Here is a 14,977-nt window from a genome sequence, read left to right on the forward strand (position 1 = left end):
CGCGCCGATCGGCCCGCGGCGCATGTCCGGTCCCGTACGCCGCCCGCTCCCCGCCGGCGCGACGGTCGGCGGCCGTGGCCGCACGTCCGCCTTCGAGCGGATCGCGCGCCTGCCCGACTACAAGCTCGTCGACCGGCTGCTGCGCTCGCGCGCGTGCATCTGGCTGATCGGGATCATGCTCGGCGGCATCGTCGCCATGCAGGTGTCGCTGCTCAAGCTCAACACCGGCATCTCGAACGGGTTCCGCGCCGCCGAGACGCTCGAGCACCAGAACGCGCTGCTGCAGAAGCAGATCACCGAGCTCAGCTCGGCCGAGCTGATCCGCAACCAGGCGATCGACTTCGGCATGATCGACCCGGACGCGGGCAACAACCGCTTCCTGAACTCGCGTGGCGTGGAGAAGGACGCCAAGCGCGGCGCCAAGCGCATGACCGCACCGAGCCCCGCGGCCCTGGCGGTCATGGACAACAACGGCAAGACGCCCGTCGAGGGCGCCGCGGAGAACGTGCCGGGCGCCACGGACCCGACGCAGACGCCGCAGACACAGGTCGCGGACACGGCGCCGGTGACCCCGACCGCCACGCCGGTCGCCCCGACGACGAACACCCCCGACGCGCTCCCGACTCCGGGCGCCACCCCGATGGCGACGCCGACACCCGCAGTGACGGACCCGGCGCTCGCGACCGAGGGGTAGGCGCGTGCAGGTCATCGAGCGGCGCATCGGCTTCATCTTCGCCGTCTTCCTCGCCCTGCTCGCCATCGGCGCGACCAAGGCGGCGTGGCTCGGCGTGGTCAAGGCCGGCTCGCTCCAGCGCGCGGCGTCCGTCCAGCAGGTGGCGAACCTCCCGATCCCCGCGCAGCGCGGGTCGATCGAGGACACCCACGGGATCGACCTGGGCGTCTCGGAGCCGGCGATGGACATCGCCGCGACCCCGCATCTCGTGACGGACGCGCGCAAGGTCGCGTCCGAGGTCGCCCCGATCATCGACGTCGACGAGGTCAAGCTGCTCAAGTCGCTCGCGCGGCGCGACACCGGCTTCGTCTACCTCGGCCGCGGCGTCCCCGCCGACAAGGCCGAGAAGGTCAAGAAGCTCGCGATCCCGGGCCTGGAGTTCATCCCGCGGTACCGGCGCGAGTACCCGCGCGACTGGATGGCCTCGCAGCTGCTCGGGACCGTCGGCACGGACGGCGACGGCCTCCGCGGGCTCGAGTACACGTTCAACAAGCAGCTGCACGGCACCGACGGTGAGCGCCGGCTGGTCAAGGACGCGATGGGCGAGCCGCTCGAGATCCGCAACACCAAGCCGGTCAAGCCCGGCAAGGACGTGCGGCTGACGCTCGACGCCAACCTCCAGGACCAGGCCGAGGAGGTGCTGGCCGAGGTCGGCGAGAAGTGGAAGCCCAAGGGCGCGACCGCGATCGTCATGGACCCGAACGACGGCTCGCTGCTGGCGGTCGCGAACTGGCCGCGCGTGAACGCGAACGAGCCGGACAAGGCCCCCGAAGAGGTGAACATCAACCGCGCCGTGGCCACGAACTACGAGCCGGGCTCGACGTTCAAGGCCTTCACCGTCGCCGCCGCGCTCGAGGACGGCAAGGTCACGCCCGAGACGAGCTTCCCCATCGAGTCGATCTACATGTACGCCGACCGCGAGCTCAAGGACGCCGAGGACCTCGGGCTGGGGTCGATGACCACGAGCCAGATCCTCAAGTACTCGTCCAACATCGGCGCCGTGAAGATCGCGAAGGCGCTCGGCGGCTCCAAGCCGTTCGACCGGTGGATCCACCGCTTCGGCTTCGGCAAGGCGACGGGCGTCGACCTGCCCGGCGAGCAGATCGGCCTCGTGCCCAAGCTCGAGAACTACTCGGGCGCGAGCATGGGCAACCTGCCGATCGGCCAGGGCCTCTCGGTGACGCCCATGCAGATGATGGCCGCGTACGCCGCGATCGCCAACGGCGGGGTCCTGCGTTCGCCGCACATCGTCGACAAGGTCGGCGGCAAGGCGACCAAGAAGCCAGCGGGCAAGCGGATCCTGAGCGAGGCGACGGCCGCGTCCGTGCGCAAGATGCTCGAGGGCGTGACGGGCGCGGGCGGCACGGCGTCTGGCGCGCACATCGAGGGCTACACGACCGCGGGCAAGACGGGCACCGCCGAGAAGGCGATCAACGGCGAGTACTCCAAGGAGTTCTACGTCGCGTCGTTCGTCGGCTTCGCGCCCGCGAAGAACCCGAAGCTGCTGGCCGCGGTGATCGTGGACGAGCCCGAGGGCGACATCTACGGCGGTCAGGTCGCGGCTCCCGCGTGGAAGCAGATCATGAACCTCGCGCTCTCCTACAAGCAGATCGCGCCGGAATAGGCTTGACGACATGGCCGTCGCTGTGTCGAACCAGTCCGTTCCGTTCGAAGACGTCGACCCGCTCGCGCTCGATCCCGCCCTCGGTGAGGCCCTGGAGCGCGAGGGAGCGGCGTGGGCCGTCGAGCGGGTGCGCGAGGCGGGCGTGGTGGCGTTGTCCGCCGAGGGCCAGGCGCACGGTCGCCGCGCCGAGCGCAACGAGCCGCGGCTGCTGACCCACGACCGGTTCGGGGAGCGGATCGACCAGGTCGAGCTGGACCCGTCCTGGCACTGGCTGCTCGACGGTGCGGTCGCGCGGCAGATCCACGCGCTGCCGTGGGCCGATCCCCGGCCGGGTGCGCACGCCGCCCGCGCCGGGCTGGAGCTGATGTGGACGCAGGCCAACGCCGGCGTGATGTGCCCGATCTCGATGACCTACTCGGCGGTGCCGGCGCTGCGGGTGGATCCGGCGATCGCCGCCGAGTGGGAGCCGCGCCTGATCGCCGGCGCGCTCTCCGGCATGGCCATGACGGAGAAGCAGGGCGGCTCGGACGTGCGCGCGAACATCACGCGCGCCGAGCCGGTCGGCGACGGCTGGTTCGAGCTGCACGGCCACAAGTGGTTCTGCTCGTATCCGCCGTGCACGATCTTCCTCGTGCTCGCGCAGGCCCCGGCCGGCCTGTCGTGCTTCGTGGTCGAGCGCGGCGCGGGGATGGAGTTCCAGCGCCTGAAGGACAAGCTGGGAACGCGCTCGCTGCCGTCCTCCGAAGTCGAGTTCCACGGCGCCGCCGCCCGGCTGCTGGGGGAAGAGGGCCGCGGCGTGGCGACGATCATCGAGATGGTCACGCACACGCGCCTGGACTGCGTGATCGGCTCGACCGCGTCGATGCGGCGGGGTGTGGCCGAAGCGGTCTGGCACGCCCAGCACCGGTCGGCCTTCGGCGCCCGGCTGGTCGATCAGCCCGCGATGATCAACGTGCTGGCGGACCTGGCGCTCGAGTCCGAGGCCGCGACGGCCACCGCGCTCCGCCTCGCCCGCGCGTATGACGAGGGTGACACCGCGTTCCGGCGCTTCGCGACCGCGATCGCCAAGTACTGGGTGTGCAAGCGCGCGACGCCGCACGCCGCGGAGGCGCTGGAGTGCCTGGGCGGCAACGGCTACGTCGAGGAGTCCCCGATGCCGCGGCTGCTGCGCGACGCGCCGCTGAACGGCATCTGGGAGGGCTCCGGCAACGTGATCGCGCTCGACGTGCTGCGAGCGCTGGCGCGGGAGCCGGACGGCCTCGCGGGGTTCATCGCCGAGTGCGAACGCGCCAGGGGCGGCAACGCCGTGCTCGACGAGCACCTGGACGCGCTGCCCCGCCTGGAGCTGGAGCCGTGGACCGCCCGGCGGGCCGTCGAGGAGCTGGCGCTGGCGTTCCAGGCTTCGCTGCTCGTCCGCCACGCCCCGGCCTTCGTTAGCGACGCGTTCTGCGCGGCGCGACTCGGCGCCGGCGGCCGGGTGTTCGGGACGCTGCCGTCGGGCATCGACGGCGCGGCCATCGTCGAGCGAGCGTTGCCGACCGTGTCCCCTCATAGACTGCCCGGCGCATGACGCTCCGCGAGTTGCTCGGGGACGGCCCCGACGTGGTCGTTACGGGCCTGACGTTCGACAACCGGCTCGTGGGTCCGGGCACGCTGTTCTTCTGCGTGCCGGGGTTCACGCGCGACGGTCATGACTTCGCTCCCGACGCGGTGGCCCGTGGGGCTGTGGCGTTGGTCGTCCAGCGCCCGTTGGGTCTCGGCGTGCCCGAGTTCCAGGTCGAGGACGTCCGGGCCGCGATGGCTCAGGTCGCCGCCCGCTTCTACGGCGACCCGACGGCCGAGCTGCAGGTGGTCGGCATCACCGGCACCAACGGCAAGACCACGAGCGCCTTCCTCACCCGCGCGCTGCTCGAGGGCGCGGGGCTCAGCACCGGCCTGCTCGGGACCGTCAAGTCGGTCGTGGGTGGCGAGGAGCGCGCTGTGGTGCGCACGACGCCCGAGGCGATCGACCTGCAGAGCACGTTCCGCGACATGCTCGACGCGGGCGATCAGGCGTGCGCGATGGAGATCTCCTCGCACGCGCTCGAGCTCAAGCGCGCCGACGCGATCCACGTCGCGGCCGCGGTCTTCACCAACCTCACGCAGGACCACCTGGACTTCCATCCCACGATGGAGGCCTACTTCCAGGCCAAGCGGCTGCTGTTCGCATCGCCGCTCACCCGCACGAAGATCGTCAATGCCGACGACGCCTACGGACGGCGGCTGATCGAGGAGTTCGACTGCGTGACGTTCGCGATCGAGGCCGAGGCCGACTACCGCGCCGTGGCCGTGCAGACCGACGCCACGGGCTGTGACTTCGTCGCGGTCACGCCCGACGGCGACTTCCCCGCGCGCGTGCCGATTCCTGGCCGCTTCAACGTCTTGAACGCCCTCGGGGCCTGGGCGGCCGCGCGGGCGCTCGGCGCTTCGCCGGCGACGATCACGGAGTCGCTCGCGCACGCGGCTACCGCGCCGGGGCGCTTCCAACCCGTCGAGGCGGGGCAGCCGTTCGGCGTCGTCGTCGACTACGCGCACAAGCCCGACGCGCTCGAGCAGGTCCTGCTCGCTGCGCGCGAGATGGCTTCGGGGCGCTTGATCGTCGTGGTCGGCGCCGGGGGAGACCGGGACCGCGGCAAGCGGCCGATCATGGGTGAGATCGCGGCGCGGTTGGCCGACGTGGCGCTGATCACGTCCGACAACCCGCGGTCCGAGGCTCCCGAAGCGATCATCGACGAGATCGTCGCCGGCATCCCGGACGCGCCACACGCATCTGTGGAGCGCGACGCGGACCGCCGCGCCATGATCTTCCACGCGATCGAGCTGGCCCAGCCCGGCGACGTGGTCGTGATCGCGGGCAAGGGCCACGAGCAGGGCCAGGAGTTCGAGAACGGCCGCAAGGAGCCGTTCGACGACTCGCTGGTCGCGCGTGAGGCGATCGCGGCGAAGGTGCCGGCCTCATGATCTCCTGGGATTCCGCACGCATCGCGGCCGCCGCCGGCGCCCAGCTGATCGCGCCCGGCGAGGGCGGCCCGACCCGCGCGGTGATCGACACGCGCGCGATCGAGCCGGGCGACCTGTTCGTCGGCCTGCCCGGCGAGCGGGTGGACGGCGGCCGGTTCGCGGCGCAGGCGCTGGAGGCCGGCGCGTGGGGCGTGCTCGTCGACCCACCGCACGCTTCCGGGCTCAGCGGCGGTGCCGTGATCGTCTCCGAGGACCCGCTGCTCGCGCTGCAGACGCTTGCCACGGCCTGGCGCCGTGAGCTCGACGCGGCCGTGATCGGAGTCACCGGCTCGGTCGGCAAGACGTCGACGAAGCAGCTGATCGCCGCGCTGATCGCGCCGCACCGGCGCGTCGCGGCCAACCCGGCGAACTTCAACACGGAGATCGGCCTGCCTCTGGCGGTTTTGGCCGCGCCGGAGGGCACCGAGGTGCTCGTGCTCGAGATGGGCATGCGCGGGTTCGGGCAGATCGACGAGCTGGCGCGGATCGCCGAGCCCGACGTCGGCGTCATCACGAATGTCGGCCCCGTGCACATCGAGCTCGTCGGCAGCCTCGAAGGCGTCGCGCGGGCCAAGGCCGAGCTGCTCGCTCACGTGCCCGTGGCCGTGATCCCCGCCGACGTCCCGCTGCTCGACCCCTACCTGCACGAGGGCCTGGACGTGATCCGGTTCGGCACGGACGTCTTCCTCGACGACTTCGATCCGCCGAAGGTGCGCATCAACGCGCGCGAGCTGGTCGTGGAGCTCGAGGTGCCGTTCCGGGCTCGTCACCAGCTCGTGAACCTGCTGGCCGCGGTGGCCGCCGCGCAGGCGATCGGCGTCGAGCCGGGCGGCCCGGTGGACGTGGAGTTCGGCGCGCTGCGCGGTGAGCACGTGGAGCTCGCGAGCGGGGTCGTCGTGATCAACGACTGCTACAACGCCAACCCGCTGTCCATGCGCGCCGCGCTCGACGATCTCGCCACGCAGGCGCCTTCGGGGCGGCGCGTGGCCGTTCTCGGGGACATGCTGGAGTTGGGGGCGGAGGAGCTGGCGGCCCACCGGGAGATCGGCGCGCACGCCGCGTCCACCGGCGTTGACGTGCTGGTGGCGGTCGGTCCGCTGTCGACGACCGCGATGCCGGAGACCTTTCCGGGCGAGATCCACCTCGCCGCGGACGCCGCCGAGGCGGCTTCGCTCACCGCGGGCCTCGTGCACGCGGGGGACATCGTGCTCGTGAAGGCCTCACGCGGCATCGGCCTGGAGACCGTCGCGGAGGCGCTTGCCCATGGGTGAAGTCCTGATCGCGGGCACGGCCTCGCTGCTGATCTGCATCTTCCTGTCGCCGAAGTTCATCTCGTTCCTGCGCGCGCGTGAGTTCGGGCAGAGCATCCGCGAGGAGGGGCCGCAGGGGCACCACGCCAAGGCCGGCACGCCGACCATGGGCGGGATCATCATCTTCACCGCGATCGCGGTGCCGTTCCTGCTGCTGACCGACCTGGACTGGCGGGCGATCGGCGTCTTCGGCGCAGCGGTCGCGTGCGCGCTGCTGGGCTTCGCCGACGACTACACGAAGCTCGCCAAGAAGCGCTCGCTCGGCCTCCGCGGGCGGACGAAGCTCGTGGTGCTGATCCTGATCTCGATCGGGCTCTGGCTCGTGGCCACACGGCTCGCGGACCTGCCGGACACGCTGAGCCTGCGCGTCGTCGACGCGACGATCGACCTCGGCTACCTGTACCCGTTCTTCATCTACCTGGTCGTCGCCGGCACCACCAACGCGGTGAACCTGACCGACGGCCTGGACGGGCTCGCCGCGGGCTGCGCCTCGATCGTGCTGCTCGCCTACATCGCGATCACGTTCACGACCGGCCAGCTCGGGCTGTCGCTGATCGCCGGCTGCCTGGTCGGCGCGTGCGTCGGGTTCCTCTGGTTCAACTCGTTCCCGGCGTCGATCTTCATGGGCGACACCGGCTCACTCGGCCTCGGTGGCGGGATCGCCGCGATGGCCGTGATGACCAAGACCGAGGTGCTGCTGATCATCCTCGGCGGCATCTTCGTGATCGAGGCGCTGTCGGTGATGATCCAGGTCTTCGCCTTCCAGACCTTCCGCAAGCGCGTGTTCCTGATGGCGCCGATCCACCATCACTTCGAGCTGCAGGCCTGGTCGGAGACCAAGATCATCCTGCGCTTCTGGATCGTCGCCGCGGTATGCGCCGCGATCGGCTTCACGCTCTACCAGCAGTCGATCAGCTAGCGCGCCTCAGGCACACGTGCTCTGGGCCCGCTTGGCGCCCAGCGGCACGCAGTACGTGCGGTGCTTGGGCACCTTGCCGGTCCGCAGCTTGAAGCGCAGGACCTTGGTGTTCATGCCCGGCGCCGCGATCCGGATGTCCACGGTCTGGCCCGCCCGGAACGTCTTGCGGCCCTTGAGCGTCTTCGCGTTGAGCACGTTCATCGTCGTCTTGCGCGAGCGCTTGATCGTGCGCGTCTTGAACGGGCAGCGCTTGCCGGTGCAGGTGAGCGTGACGGTCGAGTCCACCGGCAGCCGGCGCACGACGAGCTGGCGCAGCGTGAGCCGGGAGCGCTTGACGGACCAGTTGTAGGTCACGGGCGCGTTCACCGTCCGCGGCCGCGCGGTCGGCGGCGTGGGGACGACCGGCGGCACCACGTTGATGCCCATCGTCGCCTCGTTGGACGGCAGGCCGGTGGACGTCGCCCGGTAGCGGACCGTGTCCGCGCCGAGATAGGCCGAGAAGGGGTTGTAGAAGACGCGTGCGCCCGCCTGGTCGATCGCGCCGAGCACGCCCGCGATCGGCTCGGCCGTGATTGAGTAGGTCATCGGGTCGCCGTTGCGGTCCGCGCACGCGAACGGCAGCGGCGCCGCGACGTTCTGGGTGATCGAGTACGCGAGGTTCTGACACTGCGGGTAGAGGTCGCGCTTGAGCGCCACGGCGGCGTCCGCGGCGTAGGAGCCGGCCACGAAGTTGAAGTCGTCGATGAACGTGATCTGCCCGTTGGACCCGAGGGCGGGATGGACGAGGCACTGCCCGGGCACGGCGGCGCCGCGAATGCTCGCCGCCCCGTTCGGCGTCACGCAGCCGTCGCCGCCCGCGGGCTGTGCGAGGTTGCCGTTCCCGTCGCGGTCGAAGATCATGATCCCGGGCACCCCGGCGGGCTCGGCTCCGGCCACGAGCGTCTGGCCGTCCGGGCTGATCGCGCTGTAGGACAGGTTGTTGAGGTTGCGGCCGGCGCTGCAGCCGTTCGTGCCCGAGTCCGAGACACAGCCCTGGAAGGTGAGGCTGCCGTCGCCGGCGCGTGCGAGCGTGACGATGCCGTCCGCGACGGACACGTAGACGTTGCGGTTGTCCGGGCTCGCGAGCGTCGCGAGCGGATAGACGATCCGCGGGTCCGGCGTGCACCCGCCGGCGGCGCCGAAGCACCCTGCCGCGCCCGGCTTCTGGGCGAGCAGGCCGGTCGCCGGGTCACGGTCGATGACCGTGATCGCATTGATCGAGGCACCGCCGCTGCCGTAGATCGAACGGCCGTCCGGCGTGATCGTCAGCTGACGGCCGCCGCCAAGGCCGAGGCCGACTGCGCACCCCTCCGTGTTGGTGCTGAGAGCGATGCAGCCCGCGGCGCCCGCCGGCTGGCTGAGCTCGCCGTTGGCGCCGCGCTGGAAGACGGCGATGATGCTCGGCCCGGTGTAGATCTGGCGCCCGTCCGGGCTGATCACGAGGTTGGAGATGCCGCCTGTGCCTCGCCCGACGGAGCACGATCCGGCGGTGCCGCTGCCGCCGACGGGATAGGCGCCGTCGGGCGTGAAGCAGCCGCGGACACCTGGCTTCTGCGCGATATCGCCCGTCGTCGGGTTGCGGTCGTACACCGAGAGCGTCCCGCCGGCCGCGACGTACACGTTCAAGCCGTCCTGGCTGATGACGATGCCGTTGTTCGACGCGAGACCACGCACGAGCGCGCACCCCGAGCCGCTGTCGCTCAGGCAGCCGCCCGCGCCGCGCTGCGTCAGCACGCCGGTCGCCGGGTTGCGGTCGAAGACCATGATCGCCTGGGAGTCGTGGGCAATCCCGTACGCGTGCTGACCTCCGGGCGCGACCGCGACCTTCCACAGGCCGTCGGACGCGCGGCCCACGGCGCAGGCGCCGCCGGTGCCGGTCAGGCTCACGCACGACTGCGCGACGGGCCGCCACGGGTCGGCCTGCGCCACCGTCGTGAAAGCGAGCATCACGACGAGCGCGGCGAGCACCGCACGACATCCCTGCCCCATCAACTCCCGCACCCCAACGCCTCCGTGTCCTTGTCCGGCCGCTGTAGCTAAGCGGGACAAGTCCGGACCGTCAAGCCCGACGCGACACGCGTTCCCTGCGTTCTGACACAAAACTGCACCAAATCTGTGCCAATTCACGCGCGCTCCGGTCGAGCCGGCGTCACAGGCCCCTTCATTGGCGAGGACAACCCACTGAAAGGAGCCGCACATGGACCTCGATCGTTTGCGCGAGACCGTCGCCAGCATCCCACCCGGTCACTGGATCAGCTACGGAGACCTCGCCGCGTCGGCCGGCGGCCACGACCGCCACGCCCGCACGCTCAACCAACGCTTCATCCGTGAGGAGCTCGAGGGCGCTCACCGCGTCCTGAAGTCGGACGGCACGATCGGCGGGACCGCCCTCGGCGATCCGGCCGAGGTCCGTCGCCGGCTCGAGGCCGAGGGCCTCGAGTTCGACGGCGGCCGCGCCACGCCGTCGCGGCGCATCCGCCCGCCGAGGTGGCAGCCGCCGGAGCCGGATCCGGCCGGCGGCTCGGCTGACGGGTCGGAGCCCGACGGCGCTGAGCCGGGTGCGGCCGGCGCGCCCGTGGGGCCGGACGCGACGCTCGACGAGCCCGGCGTGGACGAGGCGGCGCCGGTCGCGGTCAAGGCCGCGGCGTGAGCACCACCGCGATCACGTCGGCGAGCCGGGAACGCACGACTCGCCGACCGCGGCCGCTCGCACGCCGGGGGCTCGTCGGGCGGACGCGGCCCCGGCCGGCTCGGCGACGCGCCCGCGCGCGTCTGCGACCGGTTGCGCTCGTCACGGCCACCGTGCTCGTGGCGCTGCTTCTGGTCGCCCCGGCGGCCGCGCGGGCCGGGACGTACACGATCGACTCGTGCACGAACGGGTCGACGTCCGGGTGGTCACCGTTCTACGCGGGGGCGTACTCAGGCTGGGGCAACTCGTGCGGGCCGGCCGGCGGCGCGATGAACGCGGCGATCTCGAATCGTCCGGGGAGCACCGCGGGGTGGACGTTCACCGCGCCGGCGCACACGGACATCGCCGGCTTTCGGCTCTCGCGCTCGTACACGTTGGCGGCGAACCAGGCGTTCGGGACCAGCGTCGTGACGACGCAGACCGGTCCGAGCCAGGCGTTCTACGACTCGCGGCCCAACTACGGCGGCGTGGTCGGGGGCGGGCCGGAGCTGCAGGCCGCGGGCGGGATGCGTGGGGAGACGACGCTCACGGCGAAGCTGGACTGCGGCGGCGGGCTGGCGTGCACCGGCAACTCCGTGTTGCAGGTCCACGGCGTGTCGATCGACCTGCGCGACGACTCGCCGCCGGTCGTGTCCTCGGTGTCGGGCTCGCTGCTCGCGACCGGCAGCGTTCACGGCGCTCGGGTGGTCAGCTACAGCGCACAGGACCAGGGCGGTGGGGTCCGCCGGGAGCAGCTGCTGGTCGACGGCGCGGTCGTCGCCGAGCGCGCTGCCGAGTGCTCGTTCGCGCTGACGGTGCCGTGCCCGCTCGGGGCGTCCGGCACGCTGGCGGTGGATACGACGCGCCTCGCCGAGGGTGCGCACGAGGCGCTGCTCGTCGTCACCGACGCGACGCTGACGGGGCGTGGGACCCACGGCCCGCTGCGGTTCGTGGTCGACAACGTGCCGCCTCCCAGCTCGACGAGCGCGCCCCGCGTCTTCGGCACGTCGACGCTGTACGCCGACGACGGCGCCTGGAACGGGACGAACCTCGTGTACGCGCGCCGCTGGCAGCGGCTCGAGGACGGGGTCTGGTCCGACATCCCCGGCGCCGACCAGCTGGTGTACACGCCGACGCTCGCCGACGCCGGACTGCGGCTGCGGTTCAAGGTGCGGGCGAGCAACGCCGAGGGCTCCGCCGAGGCGTTCTCCGAGCCCACGCCCCGCCTACCCGGGCCGCCGGGCCCGACGTCGACACCGACACCGACGGCGAGCCCAACCGCGACGCCGACGCCGTCACCCGCGCCGGTGATCGTTGCTGGGGCGCCGGCACCGCCGCCGCTGCCGGTGGCGGTCGAGTCGCGGCTCAGCGCCGCGTTCGGCTCAGGGCGTGCCGTCGTGACGGTCCGCTGGGGTGAGCGGCGCAAGGTCACGGGCACGCTCACGAGGGCAGACGGGCGGCCGCTCGTCGGCGAGGCCGTCACGGTCACGAGCCGGATGCGCGCGACGGGGGCCGTGTCGGTCGGCGTCGGCCGGGCCGTGACGGACGCCGCGGGGCGGTTCAGCTTCCTGCCGGCCGCGGGCGCCTCGCGCGTGCTGACGTTCGCGCACGGCGGGCGCACGGTGTCGCTGACGGTGCACGTCGTGCCGAGGATCACGATCAAGGTCGCGCGGTCGGGGCGGATCGATGGGCGTGTCAGCGGCGCGCCGCCCGGGATCTCGAAGCTCGTCCAGCTGCAGGCGTTGCACGGGCGGGTGTGGCGGACGTTCGCGACCACCCGTCTGCAACCCACCGGCGGGCGCTTCAGCCACCGTCCGCGTACGGCGGCGCGGCGGGTGCGCGTGCGGGTCGCGGCCGAACCCGGATGGCCGTTCGTGACGGGCACGTCGGCAGCGGCGAGGCGGCGTTGATGAGGGCCGCGGGCCAACTCTCAGGGTTTCCGGCGATTCTCGGCAGGGGTCCGGCCCGCGGCACCGAACAGCGGCTCGATGGGCCGATCGCAGCAGCCACTAGAACACCGTCTGCTGCTCACTGCCATTTTCTGCCTGCTGGCGGGTGGCGCGGTGATGGTCTACTCGGCCTCGAGCGCGCGCACCATGCTCGAGGGACAGGGCGACGGGACGTCGTACCTCGTCAAGTACCTCATGCACGGGGCGCTCGGGCTCGTGGTGATGCACGTGGTCTCGCGGATGGACCTCGAGATCGTGCGGCGCTACACGCGGATCCTGCTGTTCGCGGCGTTCGTGATGCTCGTCCTGGTCAAGGTCCCGGGTTTCGGCGTGCGGGTCAACGGCGCGACGCGCTGGCTCGGCGCCGGGCCGCTGACCTTCCAGCCGAGCGAGATCATGAAGCTGGCGCTGGTGCTGCACGTGGCGACGGTCGTGGCCGCACGGCCCAAGATCGCGCGCAACCTCAGGACGGTGGCCGGCCCGGTGATTGGCGTCGGCGGCGCGGCGGTGCTGCTGATCGCCGCCCAGCCCGACCTCGGCACGTGCCTCGTGATCTGCTTCACGATGGCGATGCTGCTCGTCGTGGCCGGGCTGCCGATGCGCCAGCTCGGGCTCGTGGCCGGTGCCGGCTCGGTGCTCGTGCTGCTGTTCGCCGCGTTCGAGCCGTACCGGCGAGACCGCTTGATGACGTTCCTGAACCCGTGGGCCCACGCGACGGACGAGGGCTTCCAGACCGTCCAGGGGCTGATCGCGATCGGCTCCGGTGGCATCTTCGGCAACGGCCTCGGGGCCTCCATCCAGAAGATCTACTACGTTCCTGAGGCCCACACGGACTTCATCCTCACGATCATCGGGGAAGAGCTCGGCCTGGCGGGCATCGTCGGCCTCTTGAGCCTTTACGGGCTCATCGGGTACGCCGGGTTGCAGACCGCCAAGAAGGCCAAGGGCATCTACGCCAAGCTCGTCGCCGCGGGCATCACCTCACTCATCCTTTGCCAAGCCCTGCTCAACGTCTACGCCATCCTCGGTCTCGCACCGCTGACCGGCGTCCCACTGCCGTTCATCTCGTCCGGGTCGACGAGCTTGATCACGTTGCTCGCCTCGATGGGCGTGCTGCTGAACGTCGCGTCGGGCGGGCACGCCCACGCCCTGAACGCCGTCCCGCAACGCTCGAAGGATGCCCGTGACCGTGCCACCCAGGATCGTCATCGCGGCCGGGGGGACAGCGGGGCACGTGGTCCCGGCGATCGCGGTCGCCGACGCGCTGCGAGCTGAGGGCGCGCAGGTCACCTTCGTCGGCGGCGAGCGCGCCGAGGCCGAGCTGGTCCCGAAGGCCGGCTACGAGCTGGACACGATCAACGTCGAGGGCATCAGCCGCAAGAACCCGCTGAAGGCGGCGCGCGCCGTCGGCAAGGCCGTGGGGGCGCTCGGCGCCGCGCGCAAGATCCTCAAGGCCCGCCAGGCGGACGCCGTCCTGGGCGGCGGCGGGTACGTCGCCGGCCCGGTCGGCCTCGCGGCGACGCGCGCGAAGATCCCGCTGGTGCTCACCGAGGCCGACTCGCACCTCGGCTTGACGAACCGCCTGCTCGCCAAGCGCGCCGACAAGGTCTGCCTCGCGTTCCCGCTCGAGGGCCACGACGACCCGGCCCGCTTCCACGTCACCGGTCGCCCGGTGCCCGAGGCCTACACGGACCGCGCGCAGGCCCGTGCCGAGCTCGGCATCGGCCCGGACGAGACCGCGGTGCTGATCTTCGGCGGCTCGCTCGGCGCCCGCTCGATCAATCACGCCGCCATCGAGGCCTTCAAGGACGCCCCGTACCGCGTCATCCACGTGGCGGGCACCCGCGACTACCCGAACCTCACCGCCCCCGGCGACCACTACGTGCTGCTGGACTACCTGACACCGTTCGGCATCGCGCTCGCGGCCGCCGACGTCGCCGTGGCCCGCTCCGGCGGCTCCGTGTTCGAGCTCGCCCAGTACGGCCTCCCGGCCGTGCTGATCCCGTACCCGCACGCCACCGGCGACCACCAGACCACCAACGCCCGCTGGATGGCGGACGCCGGCGCGGCGCGCGTGCTGCCGGACGCGGAGGTCACGGGTGCGCGGATGCGGGAGGAGACTGACGCGGTGCTCGCGGCGCGTGATGAGATGGCGGCGGCGTCGCTGGGGTTGGCGAAGCCCGACGCGGCTCGTGAGATTGCGCGCGAGGTGCTGCGCGTGGCTCGTGCGCGCTGATTGCGCGTGGCGTTCAGCTCGGGTGGCGCGCGGCGGGCTTCGTGCGCGTCCGGGGAGCACACCGTCGGGCGCCGCGTCAAGAAATTCATGTCCGAGCGGCTTCGGGGCTCGGGGTCGTTCCAGGAATTTCTTGACCCGTCGCGGTCGGTGCGCTCTTGTGCGGGTGAGCGGCTGCGCCGGGTTGCGCCCGGGCGCGGGCCGCGCGTTCGTCCGTGGGGTGATCCGTCAGTTGACCCCCGCACAGGGGGTCAAGTGACGGATGACGGGAGCGATCCGTCACTTGGGGCCCTGTAGGGGCCCAAAGTGACGGATGACGTGGGAATGGCGTGTTGGCCCGTGTGCGCGGGCGCTTTCCGGCGCAGCCGGCTCATCGGGACGTCAGCGCAGCGGCGCCGGGTCTGTCAAGCCCGACCCGAAGGGCGGCGAAGCCGTCGCGCAGCGATCGCCTTGACAGGCCCGG

General features: G+C 71.9%; 11 protein-coding genes. 10 read left to right on the forward strand and 1 reads right to left on the reverse strand.

The annotated features are described in order from the left end of the window. Positions 1-22: 22 nt before the first annotated feature. The 6 genes from OJ997_RS17055 to mraY are packed head-to-tail and all read left to right on the forward strand — an operon-like array spanning position 23 to position 7,625. Positions 23-694 (forward strand): FtsB/FtsL family cell division protein, encoded by a 672-nt coding sequence (locus OJ997_RS17055; protein WP_270026379.1) that lies wholly within the window; start codon positions 23-25, stop codon positions 692-694. Positions 695-698: 4 nt separating this feature from the next. After that, positions 699-2,357 carry a peptidoglycan D,D-transpeptidase FtsI family protein gene (locus OJ997_RS17060; protein WP_270026380.1) on the forward strand — a complete coding sequence of 553 codons (1,659 nt, stop codon included), beginning with the start codon at positions 699-701 and terminating at the stop codon, positions 2,355-2,357. 10 nt (positions 2,358-2,367) lie between these two features. Continuing rightward, complete coding sequence (locus OJ997_RS17065; protein WP_270026381.1) at positions 2,368-3,927, forward strand: acyl-CoA dehydrogenase family protein; 1,560 nt, start codon at positions 2,368-2,370, stop codon at positions 3,925-3,927. Then, the gene (locus OJ997_RS17070; protein WP_270026383.1) at positions 3,924-5,357 is read left to right on the forward strand and encodes a UDP-N-acetylmuramoyl-L-alanyl-D-glutamate--2,6-diaminopimelate ligase; all 1,434 of its coding nucleotides are present in this window, start codon (positions 3,924-3,926) and stop codon (positions 5,355-5,357) included. Before OJ997_RS17065 ends, OJ997_RS17070 begins: the two co-directional genes overlap by 4 nt. Continuing rightward, a complete protein-coding gene (locus OJ997_RS17075; RefSeq protein WP_270026384.1) occupies positions 5,354-6,667 on the forward strand; it encodes a UDP-N-acetylmuramoyl-tripeptide--D-alanyl-D-alanine ligase in 1,314 nt (437 codons plus the stop codon). The genes OJ997_RS17070 and OJ997_RS17075 overlap by 4 nt, the downstream gene beginning before the upstream one ends. After that, on the forward strand, positions 6,660-7,625 hold the full coding sequence (mraY, locus tag OJ997_RS17080) for a phospho-N-acetylmuramoyl-pentapeptide-transferase (protein WP_270026385.1): 966 nt from the start codon (positions 6,660-6,662) through the stop codon (positions 7,623-7,625). The genes OJ997_RS17075 and mraY overlap by 8 nt, the downstream gene beginning before the upstream one ends. 6 nt (positions 7,626-7,631) lie before the next feature. On the opposite strand, the gene OJ997_RS17085 is transcribed toward mraY, so the two are convergent. Then, positions 7,632-9,632: a lactonase family protein gene (locus OJ997_RS17085; RefSeq protein WP_270026386.1), complete on the reverse strand. Its 2,001-nt coding sequence runs from the start codon at positions 9,630-9,632 to the stop codon at positions 7,632-7,634. A 229-nt stretch (positions 9,633-9,861) separates the two neighbouring features. On the opposite strand from OJ997_RS17085, the gene OJ997_RS17090 reads away from it, so the two are divergent. The 4 genes from OJ997_RS17090 to OJ997_RS17105 all read left to right on the forward strand — a co-directional run bounded on the left by OJ997_RS17090 (position 9,862) and on the right by OJ997_RS17105 (position 14,517). After that, the gene (locus OJ997_RS17090; RefSeq protein WP_270026387.1) at positions 9,862-10,314 is read left to right on the forward strand and encodes an MGMT family protein; all 453 of its coding nucleotides are present in this window, start codon (positions 9,862-9,864) and stop codon (positions 10,312-10,314) included. A gap of 158 nt (positions 10,315-10,472) precedes the next feature. Next, positions 10,473-12,242: a carboxypeptidase-like regulatory domain-containing protein gene (locus OJ997_RS17095; protein WP_270026388.1), complete on the forward strand. Its 1,770-nt coding sequence runs from the start codon at positions 10,473-10,475 to the stop codon at positions 12,240-12,242. A gap of 78 nt (positions 12,243-12,320) precedes the next feature. Then, entirely contained in the window at positions 12,321-13,556 is a 1,236-nt protein-coding gene (ftsW, locus tag OJ997_RS17100; RefSeq protein WP_270026389.1) for a putative lipid II flippase FtsW, read from the forward strand. Further along, entirely contained in the window at positions 13,516-14,517 is a 1,002-nt protein-coding gene (locus OJ997_RS17105; RefSeq protein ID WP_270026390.1) for a UDP-N-acetylglucosamine--N-acetylmuramyl-(pentapeptide) pyrophosphoryl-undecaprenol N-acetylglucosamine transferase, read from the forward strand. Before ftsW ends, OJ997_RS17105 begins: the two co-directional genes overlap by 41 nt. Positions 14,518-14,977 lie beyond the last annotated feature (460 nt).

Source organism: Solirubrobacter phytolaccae (assembly GCF_027587195.1).
GTDB classification, from domain to species: domain Bacteria; phylum Actinomycetota; class Thermoleophilia; order Solirubrobacterales; family Solirubrobacteraceae; genus Solirubrobacter; species Solirubrobacter phytolaccae.